The organism is Acinetobacter sp. V91_7 (assembly GCF_031799075.1).
Classification (GTDB): Bacteria; Pseudomonadota; Gammaproteobacteria; order Pseudomonadales; family Moraxellaceae; genus Acinetobacter; species Acinetobacter calcoaceticus.
In genome coordinates this window covers 103,954-120,781 of record NZ_JAVQNT010000041.1, presented here as the reverse complement: position 1 = coordinate 120,781, position 16,828 = coordinate 103,954, and the positions used below count along the sequence as shown (strand labels likewise).

Below are 16,828 nucleotides of genomic sequence, written 5' to 3'. Positions count from 1 at the left end.
CTATGACTCCGAAACTAACCCGTATTCTTTTGCCTGTTCTAAATCGACAGTGACTAATTTTGATGTACCCGGTTCAGGCATGGTCACACCCAACAAATCAGTTGCCATGGTCATCGCCAGCTTATTATGTGTAATGTAAATGAATTGTACATGTTCAGAAAGCTCTTTTACCAAATTACAATATCTCTGAACATTCGCATCATCAAGTGGTGCGTCCACTTCATCTAACACACAAAACGGTGCCGGATTCAATCTAAAAATCGCAAATACTAATGCTAAAGCTGTTAAAGCCTTTTCTCCACCGGAAAGTAATGCTAGAGAACTATTTTTCTTACCCGGTGGTCTTGCCATCAGTTTAACACCAGATTGCCAGTCATCTTCAAGACTTAAACTTGCTTCACCACCATTAAAGACCTTTGGAAACAGATTTTGCAACTCTTGATTAATCTGATCAAACGTTGTCATAAACAACTTACGGGTTTCCTGATCAATGCTTTTCATTGCATCTTTTAGTTGAGTTACCGTATTTTCTAGATCTTGAATCTGGTGGCTCAACTCATCAAAACGTTGGGAAACTTCTTCAAACTCTTGTGAAGCGGCAAGGTTAACCGCACCGATTTTTTCAAACTGTTTCTGTACTTTTTCCAGTTTTTGCTGGTGCTCGGTTAAATCGATTTGTAAGCCCTTTTGGAGCTCGGCATTTAGCTCTTTAAGCTGTTCTTGGTAATGTTCACGATCTGACTTAGCTGCTTGCCATGCCAAACGTTTCGCTTCAAGTTGTTCTCTGAGCTGCTCATCTTTTTGTTGATATTGATGACGCTGATCTGTCAGGGTTTGTTGTTTTTCCTGCACACTATTTAATTCAAGCTGCCATTCATTCCAGTTCTTTTGCAACTTTTCAGTTTGAGCAAATTGTTGCTGAAATTCGGACTCAAGATTTGGCAACTCTAACTGAATTGGATCAACAAATTTTTTCGCCTGTTCCATTTGAGCATTAATTTGCTGATATTGGCTCTGCAAGAACGAAATATCTTTTTCAAGCAACTCTATCTGTTGAGTCGTTTGCGTGCTGTTACGACGTAAAATTTCACGTTCTTGTTGTTGCTGATGCAGAGCTTGTTGTTGTTCCTCAAGTTGCTCTGTTAACTCCTCTACCCGAAATTGCAATGTTTTATAGTCAGGTAAAATGGTTTCAAGCTTGATTGCTAGTGCATGCAAATCAATCTCCAGATCATCTTTTTGCATTGCATCTTCTTCAAGCTGCATATCTAACTGACTGAGTTGATCTTTCAATTGCTGTTTTTGCAGTAAAAATGCCTGTGCCGCAGTTTGCTGTTTAGCAATTTGCACATCAAGCTGTTGTAATTCTTTTTGTTTTTGTTTAACAACTTGCTGTTTCTGTTGCACATCAGACTGCAACTGCCCTAGTTCATCTTTTTGCTGAACTACAATTTGATCTAATGCTTGTAATTCGGGTTGTTGCTTTTCAAGAACTTGTTCAATTTCATCTAGACGAATGCGATGACTGAGCATACCTTGTGCACTTTGACTCTCGTCATCATACATAAGAGCAATGACCCAATCCTGCCCAACATGATAACCATCTAAAGTCAAAATAGACTGCCCATGTTGCAGTTGCTTTTGCTCATTTAAAGCATGAGTCAAATCTTGTGCAATCGCTACATTCGAAAAGATTGATAGCTGTGGACATTCAATCCAGTCATTTAAACAAGCTAAGTTTTGCTTAAATTGATTTGTTTGCTCTGAAGGTTTTAACTGACGAGAAACTCCTTCTTGAAAAGCTTGTTCAGCTTCCAGAATATGAGCTTGCAACCATTTTGCTAAAAACTTTTCAATAATCTGCGCATACGGTTTTCCCTGCTCTGTTAATTTCAAAGCCTGCATTAAACGTAGAGTATCTTGATGTTGCTTTGGGCTTTGCTTAGCAACAAGCTGGCTTAAATTCTTCTGTTCAGATAACAAAACCTGTATTTCTGTTTTCAGCGTTTGCTGTTGATTTTTACTTGACTGATGTTGCTGTTGAGACTGCTCTAAACGCTGTGAGAGCTGCTCAATTTCAGTCTCAAGTGTCGCAATTTCACGACGAAGCTGCTGTTGCAGTTGCTCAAGCTCACCCTGCTCATCTTCATGAACATGCGATTGAATCTGACTTGCTTGATGTTGCAACGTTTCTTTTTGCTGTTCAATGCGTTGAACATTTTTGCCTAACTGCTCAATTTGGGCAGACATTTGCATTTTTTGCTGCTGTTGTTTTTCAACCTGAGCTTTTACTTGTTCAAACTGTTGTTGTGCTTGTTTTTGCTGGGATTGTAAATCAGCAAAGTTTTGTTCAGCTTCCGTTGCAGTATGCTCAATTGCAGTTAAGGCTTCAGTTTGTTCATCTAACTGATTATTCAACGTTTCAAGTTGCAATTCAGAAAGCTGTAAACGTTCTTTAGTTTGGAATCTTTGCTGTTCTAATTGAACGAGAGTCGTACTGTTTTGCTGGTATAAACTCTGTTTTTGTTCCAGAGTCATTTTCAGTTCAGATAGTTTTTTTTCAGCTTGCTGCCATTCGTGTTGTAGTGGAGAAGATTGCTGAATGAGTCTCTGAAATAAAGCACTGGTTGCTTCTAAATCATGTTCAATCGTACTTAGCTCTGAACGTACCAATTTAAAAGTTTCGCCCAGTTCATTCATTTGAACTGTATATTCTTCTTGTAAGCGTACGCTTTTATCTGCCTGAAAAGACAAAATTTCAATTTTTAGGGTACGAATCTGACCTTCTAAAGTTTTATATTGAACTGCCGCTTCGGATTGGCGTTTAAGCGTTTTAAGCTGCGATTTTAACTCTAGAGCAATATCTTCTAAACGTGAAAGGTTTTGCTCAGTATGTTCAAGATGTTGCAAAGTTTCGCGTCGACGAGCTTGATAGCGTGAAACACCTGCTGCCTCTTCAATAAAAATACGCATTTCTTCAGGCTTGGCATCAACCAGACGGTTAATCATGCCCTGTTCAATCACCGCATAAGAACGTGGACCCAACCCTGTTCCCAAGAAAATATCGGTAATATCACGACGGCGACAACGTGTGCCATTTAAGAAATATTCGGACTTGCCTTCACGGGTGACCTGACGACGAACAGCTAACTCATTATAAGCATTATAGGATCCACCTAACTTGCCATACGTATTATCAAAACGTAGCTCAACACTCGCCACACCAACTGGCTTACGTTTGGAGGTTCCTGTGAAAATAACATCTTGCATGCTACCACCACGCAGTTGACGAGCATTTGATTCACCCATCACCCAACGAATGGCATCAATTACATTTGATTTGCCACAACCATTTGGACCAACCACTGCTGTGCGGTTAGCCTTAAAATTTAAAGTTGTACTATCTGCAAAAGATTTAAAGCCGGAAAGTTTTAAACTGCTTAAACGCATAATGCCCTAACTAGCGGCGTGAGCGTCTTGCCCAGGCCAATTCAATCTGTTTCATTCGTGTCAGCGATTCCAACACAAGGTTACGTAAGTGTCGACAAAAATCTTCCATAAATAAAGCGGCTTGTTGTGATTTTCGGATCAAAATTGCATCAATCACGAGTTTAAATAATGCAAATGCTTCTTGTAGTTCTCGTTTAGAAGTATTTAAGGTCAAAAAATAACTACGACGTAATGAAGGCAATAACTCTTTATAGAATTTCATTAGATAAGGATTTCCGACCATATCTTGCTGTTCAGCCAGATATTGGAAAACACCATCATAAAATTTCTCGATATCCCCTGCTTTTACATGCTCAAGAAGTTGTTCTAACAATAACTGCAATTGATCTGCTTCATGTGCCCGCCATGTTTCACTTATTCGCTGAACAATATGCCCCAATAACATCATGTTTGTGTCAAACAGTGCTTTCACCTGCTGTGCAGACATTTCTGAAACAATTGCCCCACGGCGTGGAAATATCTCAATTAAATGAGTACGCTCTAATAATAACAATGCTTCACGAACTGACCCTCGGCTCACGTCAAGCTCTTTAGCAATACGTAGTTCTTGAATACGTTCGCCTTCAACCAGCTCGCCACTAATGATCTGTTCGCTAATATATTTGACAATTTGCTCAGAAAGACTTTCTGTCTCTTCGAGATTCATAAATCACCCGCTACTTTTTATATGCATTAATCCATGCTTTTCTTTCGCATCCTTGTTTTTAACTGATCGTACCGATTAAAAACTATGTCATTGTCTGACAATTTCATTGCATTTTAAGCCAACCCATTTAAAAACAACACCAAAATCGGATGAATAAAAGCCCCGAATGTTCTTATATTATTTAATAAAAAAAGCTCGAATTTCTAAAAATTCAAGCTCTTACATCGTAGTTCTATCAAGATTAATATTTTATTCTCTAGTGCATAATGCCTTTATAAATAAAATAACTACCTACCACGACTAACAAACAGGCAAAGCATTTTTTTAACATTTGCGGTGACAATGCATGAGCGACTTTTGCTCCAAACTTGGCTGTAATAAAACTCATAACACTAATGCCAATAAAAGCATAGATGTGCACATAACCAATCGTGTTAGGTACAGAGATGTGTTCTTTAGCACCAAACCACATGAAGCCAATTGCGCCCGCAATTGCGATGGGTAAACCACAAGCAGCAGAAGTCGCGACTGCTTTTTGCATGACCACGCCATGACGGTTTAAATACGGAACAGTTAAGCTACCGCCCCCAATTCCAAAAATTGCAGAGGCAACACCAATTCCCCCACCAGCCATCACTTGCATAGATGCTGAAGGAAGTTGACGTGTTGGATCAACTACAACATGGGCGCCTTTAAACATGCGACAAGCCATGGAAACAGCAAAAATCCCAATAAGAAGTTGCAAATGTTGACCAGACATCAGGTCAGCAATACCAGCACCCAAAAATGAACCAATAATGAGCCCGGGCGCTAAATTACGAAAAACTGGCCAAAGTACAGCTCCTTTTTTATGGTGAGCCGACACCGAACTAAAAGACGTTACGATAATCGTTGCTAGTGATGTTCCTACTGCAATATGCATGATTACCGCAGGGTCATAGTGTAACTGGGTAAAAACGACATAGAGGATTGGTACAATAATTAATCCACCACCAACCCCAAACAATCCGGCAGTAAAACCAGCAATTGCGCCAATGAGTAAATATATGATTAACTCCATAAATGTTTTACCACTCTGCTCATATTCAACATGGATTTAGAGACTCGCCAACTACAACAACTTTTAAGCGCAAAAAACCAGCTTCCAGAAGTGGTTTTATTAAAAGCAACCACAACTTCGACCAATGATGATATTCGTGAAATTGCCCAAAAAGGCATTACAACAGGCTTGGTTTGCAGTGCTCAACAAACTCAAGGGCGAGGCCAACATCAACGGCAATGGATTTCACCTGAAGGAAACATTTATTTAAGCACATTGGTGCAAACTCGAACACCCTTAGATGGTCGCTTAGCACTTGAAGTTGCTCTAAATATTTTGCAAATCTCGCAATTACAGCCTCTAAGCTTACAAGTAAAATGGCCAAATGATTTATATAGTGCGCAAGGAAAATGGGGTGGAATTTTAGTTGAACCCCTTTCACAACATCAGGCTATAGTAGGTGTGGGCATTAATTTAAAAACACCACCAGTGACTGATAGTGATCAACCGATTACCTCTTTAGAAGATTTAGGTTTAGAGCAAAACAACCGTCTTGAGTTAGTTTCAGAGCTGTATATGGCTATTCAAAATGCAGCTCGCTGGTTCGATCATGGCTGCTACAACTTAGCTGGCCGTTTTAATCATCATGCCGCATGGATTAATCAATTCGTGCAGTTTGAGCATAGCCAAGGATTAGTAGAAGGCCGTTTTGTTGGAATTTCCAATGATGGAGCTGTCATACTTGAAACTCCTGAACCTAAGCAGTTTTATCAAGGTCGTTTAAGACCACAGATCAATCAATAAACAGGTGTTTCTCCATGAAAAGTTTATGGCTCGATATCGGGAACACTCGTTTAAAATACTGGATTACTGAAAATCACCAAACTATTGAACATGCTGCAGAACTGCATTTACAGTCCCCTGCCGATTTATTACTTGGGTTAATTCAACATTTTAAGCATCAAGGGCTTCACCGAATTGGGGTATCATCTGTCTTAGATGCCGAGAATAATCAGCGCATTAGACAAATCCTAAAATGGCTTGAAATCCCTGTTATTTTTGCAAAAGTTCATGCTGAATATGCTGGATTAAAGTGTGGCTATGACGTACCAAGTCAGCTCGGGATTGACCGTTGGCTACAAGTACTCGCTGTAGCTCAGACAAATGAAAACTATTGCATTATTGGATGTGGAACAGCCTTAACGATTGATTTAACGCAAGGTAAACAGCATTTAGGCGGTTATATTCTGCCAAATCTTTATTTACAGCGCGATGCACTCATTCAGAATACTAAGGGCATTAAAATTCCAGACTCAGCTTTTGATAATTTAAACCCGGGCAATAACACAGTCGATGCAGTCCATCACGGTATTTTGTTAGGCCTTATTAGTACTATCGAAAATATTATGCAGCAATCTCCGAAAAAACTGCTCCTTACCGGTGGAGATGCACAACTATTTGCCAAGTTCTTGAAAAAATATGATCCAGTCGTAGAAACTGATCTTTTACTTAAAGGTTTACAACAATATATTGCTCATTATCCTAAAGACTAAAATGTAGGGCAAAATAAAAGGCGCTTATTGCGCCTTTTATATTTTATGAGCTTATTTCTTTTGGTCGTTGTTGCCAAAGAGTGGTCCCATTCCGCCGCCACCGCCGCCGCCAAATTGTTTTTGCATATTGCCTAATGAACGCATCATTTTGCTCATACCAGATGGATTCGCAAACTTCTTCATCATTTTAGCCATTTGTGCTTGTTGCTTAATGAGTTTATTCACTTCAGCAACATCCATACCACAACCAGCTGCAATACGTTTTTTACGGCTTGGGTTCATCAAGTCTGGATTACGGCGTTCTTTAACGGTCATCGACTGGATAATAGCTTCCATTTTCTTAACCTGTTTTTCAGGATTCGCTTGCTCAATCGCTTGCTGAATTCCTGCACCGCTCATGCCAGGCAACTTATCTAAGAAGCCCATCATGCCACCCATACTTTTCATTTGCTCAAATTGCATCAGCATATCTTCAAAGTTGAAGCTGCCTCCTTTTTGCAATTTTTTAGCCATTTTTTCGGCTTTTTCTTTGTCGATTTTACGTTCAACTTCCTCGACTAAAGAAAGTACGTCACCCATGCCTAAAATACGTTGAGCAACACGATCTGGATGGAATGGTTCTAAAGCATCAAGCTTCTCCCCCATACCCAAGAATTTGATTGGCTTACCCGTAATTGCACGCACAGAAAGCGCTGCACCACCACGTGCATCACCATCAGTTTTAGTGAGAATCACACCTGTAAGTGCCAATGCATCATTAAAGGCTTTAGCTGTATTTGCAGCATCCTGACCTGTCATGGCATCAACCACAAACAAAGTTTCAGTTGGCTTAACAGCAGCATGTAATTCTTTAATTTCGTCCATCATGTCTGCATCGACATGTAAACGACCTGCGGTATCGACAATCAATACATCAGCAAATTGGATTTTTGCCTGTTCAATTGCACGATTAACGATATCAATTGGCTTTTCAGAAGCATCTGAAGGAATAAAACCAGCACCAACTTCTGCTGACACAGTTTCTAACTGCTTAATCGCTGCTGGACGGTAAACGTCGGCAGAAACCGTCATTACTTTTTTCTTTTGACGCTCTTTTAAGAAACGTGCCAACTTAGCGGCAGTTGTCGTTTTACCCGCACCTTGTAAACCAGCAAGTAATACAACAACGGGAGGCTTAGCACTTAAATCAAGTGTTTCATTCGCCTCGCCCATCATCTTGGTGAGTTCGTCATAGACAATTTTTACAAATGCCTGGCCTGGCGATAACTGAGTCATCACTTCCTGGCCCAATGCCTCTTCCTTAACTTTCGCGATAAATTCACGAGTTACAGGTAACGCGACATCGGCTTCAAGAAGTGCCATACGTACTTCACGTAAGGTATCTTTAATATTGTCTTCGGTCAGCTGCCCTGAGCCAGTAACATTTCTTAAACTCTGTGTGAGTCGTTCTGTTAAGGTATCAAACATTGCAAAATCCGCTTAAAATGGCTAGTTGCAAAAAAATCTTTCTCGAAATAGAAAATTTATGCATAGAATGCTATAGGATACTTTAGTTCGCAGCGAATTTATATCTTATATAGATGAATTAATCCTGAAAAAGGTTTGACATGATTAGCCTCCCCTTGGTTTACACAATTTTGGCACTCATTGCATATACCACTTCTTTCTGGTATCTGTTTATTCGTTTAATGTCAAAACGTGAACCAAACCCATGGTTATTTGCTGTTGTTGCAATTTTGGCACTCCTGTTGCATGGCACAGTTTTATGCCATGCCATGCTGACACCAGCCGGAATTAACTACGATGTTTTTAATTTAGTATCTTTTACATCGTGGCTTATGCTGTTGTTAAGTTTAATTTTTAGTATTTTCCGCCCCATTGTACCGTTAAACTTGTTAGGCATTCCTGTAGCGGCTATTGGCCTAATTTTAGGTTTTGCATTCAGCCGACCCGATCAATTTATTGAACAGCATTCCCTAGGCCTTGATGTCCATATCATTCTGTCTTTATCTGCCTATGCAGTTTTACTGATGGCAACCATTCACGCTATTTTGCTGTGGTTCCAAAATCGTGAACTCAAAAAGAAACAAAAAAAACGCTTTTGGGTCAATTTACTCCCGTCAATTCAGGCGATGGAGTCTTTGTTATTTGACCTCATCATTACTGGTTTTATTCTATTAACAATTGCACTCGCTTTTGGTTTCTTGACTATCGATAGCTTCTTTGCCCAACATCTCGCTCATAAAACCGTATTTAGTATTATTTCCTGGTTTATCTATGGATCATTATTGATTGGCCACTACAAACTCGGATGGCGAGGACAAAAGGCCATTCGTTTTACGTTAATCGGCTTTGTGCTTTTAGCCATTGGTTTTATTGGTAGTAAATTTGTGCTTGAAATGATTTTGGGTCTCTAAATTAATTAAAATTTCATCGATACTAGACAGCGTTATACATATCCCGTATAACGCTGTTTTCTTTTTGCTCAGGTGACACAGACTGTGAAACTCATACTCGCTCCAATGGAAGGTTTAACTGACCCGATCATGCGGGATACACTCACATCTGTTGGTCATTTCGACTGGTGTGTGACTGAGTTTATTCGAGTTACAGACAGCATTTTGCCAGACCATATCTACCATAGTTTTTGTCCAGAATTAAAAAATGACGGTAAAACGGCGGCTGGGACACCTGTCCATGTCCAGTTCTTAGGTAACAATCCAGATATGCTGGCAGCAAATGCAGCGAAAGTTGTTGAGCTTGGTGCGCCAGCAATTGATCTAAATTTCGGTTGTCCCGCAAAAACTGTAAACCGACACCGAGGCGGCTCAGTTCTTCTTGATGAACCTGATGTTGTACATATGCTAATTAAAGCAGTAAGAGATGCGGTACCTCCGCATATTCCTGTTTCAGCAAAAATGCGTTTAGGTTATCTAGATGAAAATCACACCATGGAAAATGCCCATGCTGTTGAAGATGCTGGTGCAAGTTGGTTGACAGTTCACGCTCGTACTAAAGCAGATGGTTACACTCCACCTGCTTATTGGGAAAAAATTCTGCCCATTAAAGAAGCTTTAAAAATTAATGTAATTGCCAACGGTGAAATCTGGAGCAATGCTGATGCTAGAGCTTGTCAGCAACAATCTGGCTGCGAAGATTTAATGATTGGGCGCGGTGCTGTGACTACCCCAGATTTAACACAATGTATTCGTGAAAATATGAATGAGGCATTATTCAGTTGGGAACAACTGGTTGATTTACAAATTCGCTTTTTAAACGGTCAAGCAAAAACAGAAATTGGTATGGTTGGTCGTTATAAACAATGGTTAGGGATGATGACTAAAGCCTACCCACAAGCTAAAAACTTGTGGGATCAAGTTAAGCGTATTAAAGCTTTGGATGAAATTGTTCAACAGTTAGAACACACCAGATCAGCAAACATTTAACTCAATATAGTTATAAAAAGAGGGCGATTGTTTTTACAACCGCCCTCTTTCGTATTTCAGGTTAAGTTATTATTTTTTCTAAAAGCCACTTACTTTCATTTTAAAGTCGGTTACAGAAACGCCAGTGACACCAAAACTCCCCATTGAGCCATTCGGTAAATTATTAAATGTCGTTGTACTTTGGGTTCCCATATTTCCTAAAGTGACATTGTTAAGTGAAGCATCGAACTTACTCGACACGCCATTATTACCAAAAGTTAATCCCGTTGGATCAACGCCAGCATAAAACCCATCAAGCACAAAACCTGTCGAGGTATTTGTTCCAGCAAATTTAAAACCAAATGTAGCTCCCGTATTATCCGAGACTAAAGTAATTGGACAACCCGCAGCAGCAGAACAAATAGATTGAATTGCCCCACCAAATTTAACCATCACTGATTGAGCAGCATGGCCAAGCTGGATATTTAAACGAGGTTTATTGGTTTGTACAAAGTTAATATCTAGATTTCCAGTTGAACGAATTAGTTCTTTTACACCCGTATTCACTGTCGTTCCCGAACTAAAAATTGATTTTGGTGCATAACTGGTTAATGCATAATCGGATGGACTAGATAAAGATGCACTTGGGGCTAAATAAACTGAAAAAGGTAAAAGTCGAATACCGTTTACATCACTCCCCATAGATACAGCTAAATTTAAAAAGGGATTTCCACCACCTGCATCAGTATCCATTACGATATTAAAAGAAGGATTACTAGATACCGCAGTTTTAATAAACTCTATGCCAGGAACTGGATTAGTAGAATTCCCTGCAATAACAAAGCCAGCCTTACTATTATACGAAGTTGAGGCAATACCATTTGTATCAATCAGAGCAACTTGGTTAAATTTAACTTTATCAGCCTGAATACCTAAAGTTAGGCCATTTTGGCCTGTCGTTGCCGCAAGACTTTGATCATCCAAAGGCTGCATTGCAAAAACACTTGAACTACTGGCAAGTAACAACCAGCACCCTATATTTTTATTCTTCATGTCGCTCTAATCCTTAAGAGACAAACGCTTATTATTTGTTCAGACTATCAGAATAATATTCAAGTACAAAGCAATTATCCCTACAACCCGACGAATGTAAATCCAATCACACTAAAATAAAATTTATATAAAAAAGTGACGATAATCGTCACTTTAATTGATTAATTAAAAGCACCATTTCTAGGCACAATACTAAAACTACTATTTAAACGTCCACCAGTAATGGCAAGCTCGCCTAAACGTGCACCTGCACCAGTTGATGGCGGATAGAAGTTAATATCTTTAACACGTAATGCACCGTCAATACTCTTACCAGGATTAAAATAAACCGCCGTATTTACGCCAACTTTACCTAAACCACTTGCGGTGTCTTTACCCACAACTAAAGCAGTATTAAACGCAAGCTTTCCAGTAATATTATCAAAGCCAATTGCAGAACCATCGATCGGATCACTAATCTGAACTGTATTTCCAGTTGCTGTGGCAGGCATTGTGAAATCGCCGAGTACAGTTAGAGCACTACCATCAGCAATTGAACTGTTTGGCACGATCGATAAGTTAAGATCGCCACCTAAACGTAGTTTTAAACCAAATAAGACATCATTATTTTTGGCAAAATTATCAATAGGTGAAGTACATGAACCTGTCGCTGGACAAGTTTTATATTTAGCCCCTGGTAAATAACCTGCTGCAATTTCTGTTGATAAAGCAAGCAGCATCTCTTTTAAACTAATATTGAGGCTGCCATTTTCTAAACCGATACTGCCATTGCCTTTGAGGAACATATCGATATTACGTAAGCCCATGTAATAATCAGTAGGACTACCACCATTATTAGCATTTGGAGAACCATCAATTAATAAAATTGAGGTTGTTTTGGTTCCAGTCGCATCACGTCCTGTAGTTCCAGCAGCAATACCAAAACCTAAACGAGAAGTCGTTCCAGACGTAGCAACAACATTCTGAACAGGCTTACCATTTGCATCTTTTGTATAGTAATAAGCACTATTTGCCGGCGCATCTAAACCATATACAGCAGCATTAGCATTTAAGTTATAAAAAGGTAATGCTAAGCCCCACTGGTTGTTTGCACCATTGTCTGCAAACTGATTTGCAGGAGCGACATTCGCACTTGTCGTAAAACGACCACGTCTTGAAAATGCTTGAAACTCTGCTCCACGCATCGCAAGAATTAAGCTAAACGGATTAGTAACCGTATCACGGTGAATATTATGCTGATAATCAGCAGCTGTTGTTAAAGTACCACTACCTAAACGAATTGCATTTAAAGTCGCGTTGTTTGGCATTAATAACGTTTTTGTATCAGCAAGATTTAAATAAATATTTCCGCTGTCGAAATAACCACGTGTAGCAGAGTTAAGTCCTGTTAAATTGCCAAACTCGAAACCGTAAGCATTAAGACCTGCTCCACCAATTTCTAAAGTGGTTGCTTTACCATCTGCACCTAGCATTGAATCATTATCTTTAGTGAATTCACCTTTCATACGAAAGGCAATGCCAGAATTACCTAAAATACTATTACTTGAACCTGTACCAGCAGCTGTATTTGCAGTGCCTAAAGTGGTGGTATCCGCCGTACCATCCATACCACGGACTTGTAAATAACTATTTACCATACGTCCGCTAGCACCTAAGCGAATCAAACCTTTCGCATTTTGTGGGCTATTAGTTGCATCTAAAGCATAAGGGTTAGTTTTATCTACATTCGAGCTGAGCATCACCTCAATATTCAGGCCTGAATTGGTTACTTTGCCACTACTGTCAACATACGTACCCGCAGTTAAACCAGAAGCTGAATCTGCTACCCGGTTAAAATCAACATAGCCATAGGTAGTATTCGGAGTTTGTCCTACACCAGCAACGTTAGTTCCTGTATTTGTCTGTAAAACTAAGCCACGAGTTGGATCAATCAACATGGCCCCTTTACCAACAAAATTAAAATTAAAGTTTCTTAAAATTAATTGATTTAACTGGCTGCGAGCATCCACTTGCCCTAGATAAATATTGGCATTATTAATACCAAGCGTCATGCTTGACTGGCTATTTGCATTAAATAAACCATCTTGGGTAGTAATTGCCAAATTTAAAGGAGAAGTCGTTTGAATTGCTAGTTGCCCTAAAGTTGGCGAACATGTAGCTGAACTATTACATACTTTAAAACTATTTACAGTAATAAGTGATGGACTACTTTGCATAGAAAAGTCGAGTCCAGTTTTACCCGTAGTTGGGTTACTCCCAACATCTAAACGGTAATTAGTACTTAAAGGTTGGCTAGATGCATTACTTTTTTGAACTTTTACGCCACTCGCTTGAGCTCTTAAGACCTGATCAGCACTGCTAGGCGTACCTGCATGGTCATCCCAATATGCATTATCAATATTAATTTCGTTAAATGTAGTTTGAATCGAGATTCCATCTTGTCCATTGACGGCGCTCAAATCAGCATCTGTTAAAGCTTCTAAAGCATAAATTTGTCCACTCACTAACAACATGCTGGTTGTTAATGTATTTAAAATAAACTTTGAGCTGTGATTTTCTTTATTTTTTTTCATCACTTCAGTTCCTTTGAAATCTACATTAACCCTTAACAACGAGGATGGCTACCATCACAGCTAAAGACCATGACTTTTCCTTGAATAGCCAAGTTTCCGTTCATCATTAAGCCCATAAAACCAGTTTCACGCCCATGGTCATAGGCCGATGGTGTTGCAGTAGCAACTTGCTGATTCGCACTATTAGCAGTCGCCGCATATGTTGGCTTTTTGAAATATGCATAATCATACATATTTGCACTCGACCCTTGCGTTGTTGTTGAGCTCGTAAAGTTATCTTGTTCAATCGATAAAGCATTGAAACCAAAATTACGAATTAAAATTGGCTGCGCTGCACTAAAACTCAGCTGAATAGCAGGCTTAATCATTTCTATATTGTTTTGATCCAAATACTTCAAATCAGCGCCATCCAAACCCATTTTTTGAATATTTAAAGTTCCTTGTACACCTTTAAATACCAACCAAAGTTTATTACCACTATCGCTATTTTCGGCCCAACCACTTGGTTTCGTCGCATCTGCCTGTACAAAACGTTTATTAATTGCCAAACCAATATGACAAAACTCTACGTTCTCACAGACACCGCCACTCCCATTATCAAATATACCGTTAGTTGTCTGGTTTAAATTGAGCATCAAAGATAAATCAGCACCGGCCTGTCCATTAATCGCCTGCAAAGCATCATTATCTAAAGTTTGCAGCTCTGCGTGAGTAACCGTTGCAAAAAGAGCGAGGATCAAAGTACTTAATTTTTTCATATCATTATCCTCCTCTTATAATCCTTTAGTTGTCAGTTTTAAATGCTGAATTAAAACACCGTCAATTGAAGCAGAACCCAAGTTATTTAAAGGACTAATGTTGGACAATGCTGGAGCTTGATTGGCAGTTGGAATCACATAGCCAGTTGTGCCATTACTACTACCAATTAAATCATTGACTACAGCATTTCTTGAAGTTAGCCAGGGAATAGCAGCATTACTCCAATCACGGTTTGAAGTAGCTCCGTACATTGGCGTGGAACCAGATGTACTCGTACATCCTAATGCACCAGAACAAGTTGCTGCATCCGCTGGTTTAGCTGTTGGATTTGTAATAACCCAAGCGCCTATACCTTTGTTATATTCCCACTGATATAAATAACCAGCGGTCTTATAACCACAGTTCGAATTAAACAATCCGCAGCTATATGTTTGATTCCATATTTGAGTATTCTGTTGTCTTTGTTTAAAACGTACTTCTGTCATAGTGGCAGAAGTAGTACCAGATACAGAATTGGTGAGTGATACTAAACTGCCAGCCGAAGTTCCAGAAACTTGTGTTCCGGTTGAAATTAAACGCCCAAAGGAGACTCCAATTGCTCCTTCACTTGTATTTGCTAACAATGTTTTCCCATTGTCAGGACTATATACGGTACCAATCGTAATACTACTATGAGTAGGGTTAACGCACGAATAAACGTTACACGTAGAACCTTTATAAGTACTATCAGCACCAGTGTAATCAGTATAGATTTGTTTATATATTTCTGGTTTATTTGCAATTCGCGCAATTTCAATACTAAAGTTTTTACCGTCTGAACCTAAAACAAGTGGTTGATATAAATTACCTAATACCAAATTAATATTTGGGTTGTAGAGATATAAACCCTCACTATCAGCAAATTTTGGTGCTACAGCACCAGTAGAGTCAAATGCAGGGGTATATAAATTATTTGATGCATTTGGTGAATCAGAGGTTTCACGTGTACTAAATCGTAATACCTTACTTGTATCATTAAATGCAATTCGTGTTTTATTGGATGTTTTTGTATCTGTTCTGGTTCGATTTTCTACATAGTAACGGCATCCACGAGACGTACTGAAACTTCCTGTTCCACTATTACCACAATCTCCTGTACTACTGGTGCTTAAAGTTGAATTTGCACCTGCATGTACGGTTTGCCACCCATTATTACTGCTTGTTGCATATGTCTGTGTTTGACTCGTAACATTTTCAGTGACGATACTGGTATTTTTACTATCGCCTGTATTTAAACGAACTAGACCAGACATCCCCAAAGTATTGTTATAAAAAGGACTCATTCCACCAGCAGACGTGGCGCCTCCTAAGGTCTGAAACAAATTGATTTGGCTGCCATTTAAACTAAAGCCATTTAAAATACCTTGTAATCGCAATCTGTTAGCACGAGTTGTATCAGTACTTGATCCAATTAATCCGTTGCTATTACCATATTGAAATTGGGCTGGAGAGCCATTCGTTGTAGCGACAACATTTGGATTTCGTACAAATGCATCTGCCCATACACCTAGTTTTAAATTATATGCATCTGCACCTTCGACACCATCAATTATTGGTTGATAGAGAGGAGCCTCTAAAGATAAATACGTTACTGGATAAACAGAACTATCTGTGGTACTAAAATTAGGAATATTGGTCGCAGTTTTTACTTTGAATATCCATGGATTGGCACCTGTACCCCAACTCGAAATCGCTGCTGCGGCTGAGGTATTAGCAATACGCGAATTTGCATCACCATCCGACTTAGATAGTGCTAAGCCATACAGAAAGATATCCGCTTTACCGACTGCACGGTCTTCTGGACCAACACTACCATTACCACTCGTATCTGCTGCAGCAATACTTAGAGGCCCAACAGGCACATAATTAATGTAACCCGTATCTTTACTACGATCAGTAATAATTTGATTTACAGATTCATTTGGGCCAGCACCGCGAAATACCATAAAGGCATTTTGGGGTAATATTGCAATACCCTCACCCGTAGTTTCACTTAAACCAGCGTCGGAAAGTTCTTCAAGAGCAAAGCTAGACTGACTTAAAAAAAGTCCAATTAAACTTGCCAAAACGGTTTTTTTAAAACATACCGTATAATTAAGTGTAGTCATCTTGACCTTCCTGTTTTATACGATGCCAAGCACCATATTTATTTTTCTTTAACAATCCTTGATGCCAGGTGAATCTATCCTTTTCACCTTAGACAAAGAGGCAAATCTAAAAGATATTGCCAA

The 16,828-nt window shown here is 39.2% G+C and carries 12 protein-coding genes; 4 read left to right on the top strand and 8 right to left on the bottom strand.

What is annotated here, in order from left to right; all coding sequences use genetic code 11:
- The 3 genes from smc to RMB03_RS14060 all read right to left on the bottom strand — a co-directional run bounded on the left by smc (position 1) and on the right by RMB03_RS14060 (position 5,216).
- Positions 1 to 3,450 carry a chromosome segregation protein SMC gene (gene smc / locus RMB03_RS14070; protein WP_311076664.1) on the bottom strand — a complete coding sequence of 1,150 codons (3,450 nt, stop codon included), beginning with the start codon at positions 3,448 to 3,450 and terminating at the stop codon, positions 1 to 3.
- 10 nt (positions 3,451 to 3,460) lie between these two features.
- Positions 3,461 to 4,156 carry a GntR family transcriptional regulator gene (locus RMB03_RS14065; protein ID WP_003653383.1) on the bottom strand — a complete coding sequence of 232 codons (696 nt, stop codon included), beginning with the start codon at positions 4,154 to 4,156 and terminating at the stop codon, positions 3,461 to 3,463.
- Between the two features lie 256 nt (positions 4,157 to 4,412).
- Positions 4,413 to 5,216, bottom strand: coding sequence for a sulfite exporter TauE/SafE family protein (locus RMB03_RS14060; protein WP_311076663.1), 804 nt, complete (start codon positions 5,214 to 5,216; stop codon positions 4,413 to 4,415).
- Positions 5,217 to 5,246: 30 nt separating this feature from the next.
- Between RMB03_RS14060 and RMB03_RS14055 the strand changes: the two genes are divergently transcribed.
- A complete protein-coding gene (locus tag RMB03_RS14055; protein WP_311076662.1) occupies positions 5,247 to 5,999 on the top strand; it encodes a biotin--[acetyl-CoA-carboxylase] ligase in 753 nt (250 codons plus the stop codon).
- Positions 6,000 to 6,013: 14 nt separating this feature from the next.
- Complete coding sequence (locus RMB03_RS14050) at positions 6,014 to 6,748, top strand: pantothenate kinase (RefSeq protein ID WP_311076661.1); 735 nt, start codon at positions 6,014 to 6,016, stop codon at positions 6,746 to 6,748.
- 51 nt (positions 6,749 to 6,799) lie between these two features.
- Here RMB03_RS14050 and ffh read toward each other — a convergent pair whose 3' ends face one another.
- Complete coding sequence (gene ffh / locus RMB03_RS14045; protein ID WP_004641529.1) at positions 6,800 to 8,215, bottom strand: signal recognition particle protein; 1,416 nt, start codon at positions 8,213 to 8,215, stop codon at positions 6,800 to 6,802.
- A 140-nt stretch (positions 8,216 to 8,355) separates the two neighbouring features.
- Between ffh and RMB03_RS14040 the strand changes: the two genes are divergently transcribed.
- Both RMB03_RS14040 and RMB03_RS14035 read left to right on the top strand, forming a co-directional pair.
- Positions 8,356 to 9,165, top strand: coding sequence for an inner membrane protein YpjD (locus tag RMB03_RS14040; RefSeq protein ID WP_017388838.1), 810 nt, complete (start codon positions 8,356 to 8,358; stop codon positions 9,163 to 9,165).
- An 84-nt stretch (positions 9,166 to 9,249) separates the two neighbouring features.
- Entirely contained in the window at positions 9,250 to 10,194 is a 945-nt protein-coding gene (locus RMB03_RS14035) for a tRNA-dihydrouridine synthase (RefSeq protein WP_155120858.1), read from the top strand.
- A 78-nt stretch (positions 10,195 to 10,272) separates the two neighbouring features.
- Here the strand turns inward: RMB03_RS14035 and RMB03_RS14030 are convergent, their stop codons facing one another.
- The 4 genes from RMB03_RS14030 to RMB03_RS14015 all read right to left on the bottom strand — a co-directional run bounded on the left by RMB03_RS14030 (position 10,273) and on the right by RMB03_RS14015 (position 16,705).
- Positions 10,273 to 11,226, bottom strand: coding sequence for a DUF6160 family protein (locus RMB03_RS14030; RefSeq protein WP_311076660.1), 954 nt, complete (start codon positions 11,224 to 11,226; stop codon positions 10,273 to 10,275).
- Between the two features lie 161 nt (positions 11,227 to 11,387).
- Complete coding sequence (locus RMB03_RS14025; protein WP_311076659.1) at positions 11,388 to 13,799, bottom strand: DUF6160 family protein; 2,412 nt, start codon at positions 13,797 to 13,799, stop codon at positions 11,388 to 11,390.
- A gap of 32 nt (positions 13,800 to 13,831) precedes the next feature.
- Positions 13,832 to 14,557 (bottom strand): DUF6160 family protein, encoded by a 726-nt coding sequence (locus RMB03_RS14020; RefSeq protein ID WP_311076658.1) that lies wholly within the window; start codon positions 14,555 to 14,557, stop codon positions 13,832 to 13,834.
- Positions 14,558 to 14,572: 15 nt separating this feature from the next.
- Positions 14,573 to 16,705, bottom strand: coding sequence for a hypothetical protein (locus tag RMB03_RS14015; RefSeq protein WP_311076657.1), 2,133 nt, complete (start codon positions 16,703 to 16,705; stop codon positions 14,573 to 14,575).
- Between the last annotated feature and the right edge of the window lie 123 nt (positions 16,706 to 16,828).

Bases quoted from the DNA above. Each gene is read 5' to 3' on its own strand.
- smc (WP_311076664.1), bottom strand. From the start codon at position 3,450: ATGCGTTTAAGCAGTTTAAAACTTTCCGGCTTTAAATCTTTTGCAGAT.
- RMB03_RS14065 (WP_003653383.1), bottom strand. From the start codon at position 4,156: ATGAATCTCGAAGAGACAGAAAGTCTTTCTGAGCAAATTGTCAAATAT.
- RMB03_RS14060 (WP_311076663.1), bottom strand. From the start codon at position 5,216: ATGGAGTTAATCATATATTTACTCATTGGCGCAATTGCTGGTTTTACT.
- RMB03_RS14055 (WP_311076662.1), top strand. From the start codon at position 5,247: ATGGATTTAGAGACTCGCCAACTACAACAACTTTTAAGCGCAAAAAAC.
- RMB03_RS14050 (WP_311076661.1), top strand. From the start codon at position 6,014: ATGAAAAGTTTATGGCTCGATATCGGGAACACTCGTTTAAAATACTGG.
- ffh (WP_004641529.1), bottom strand. From the start codon at position 8,215: ATGTTTGATACCTTAACAGAACGACTCACACAGAGTTTAAGAAATGTT.
- RMB03_RS14040 (WP_017388838.1), top strand. From the start codon at position 8,356: ATGATTAGCCTCCCCTTGGTTTACACAATTTTGGCACTCATTGCATAT.
- RMB03_RS14030 (WP_311076660.1), bottom strand. From the start codon at position 11,226: ATGAAGAATAAAAATATAGGGTGCTGGTTGTTACTTGCCAGTAGTTCA.
- RMB03_RS14025 (WP_311076659.1), bottom strand. From the start codon at position 13,799: ATGAAAAAAAATAAAGAAAATCACAGCTCAAAGTTTATTTTAAATACA.
- RMB03_RS14020 (WP_311076658.1), bottom strand. From the start codon at position 14,557: ATGAAAAAATTAAGTACTTTGATCCTCGCTCTTTTTGCAACGGTTACT.
- RMB03_RS14015 (WP_311076657.1), bottom strand. From the start codon at position 16,705: ATGACTACACTTAATTATACGGTATGTTTTAAAAAAACCGTTTTGGCA.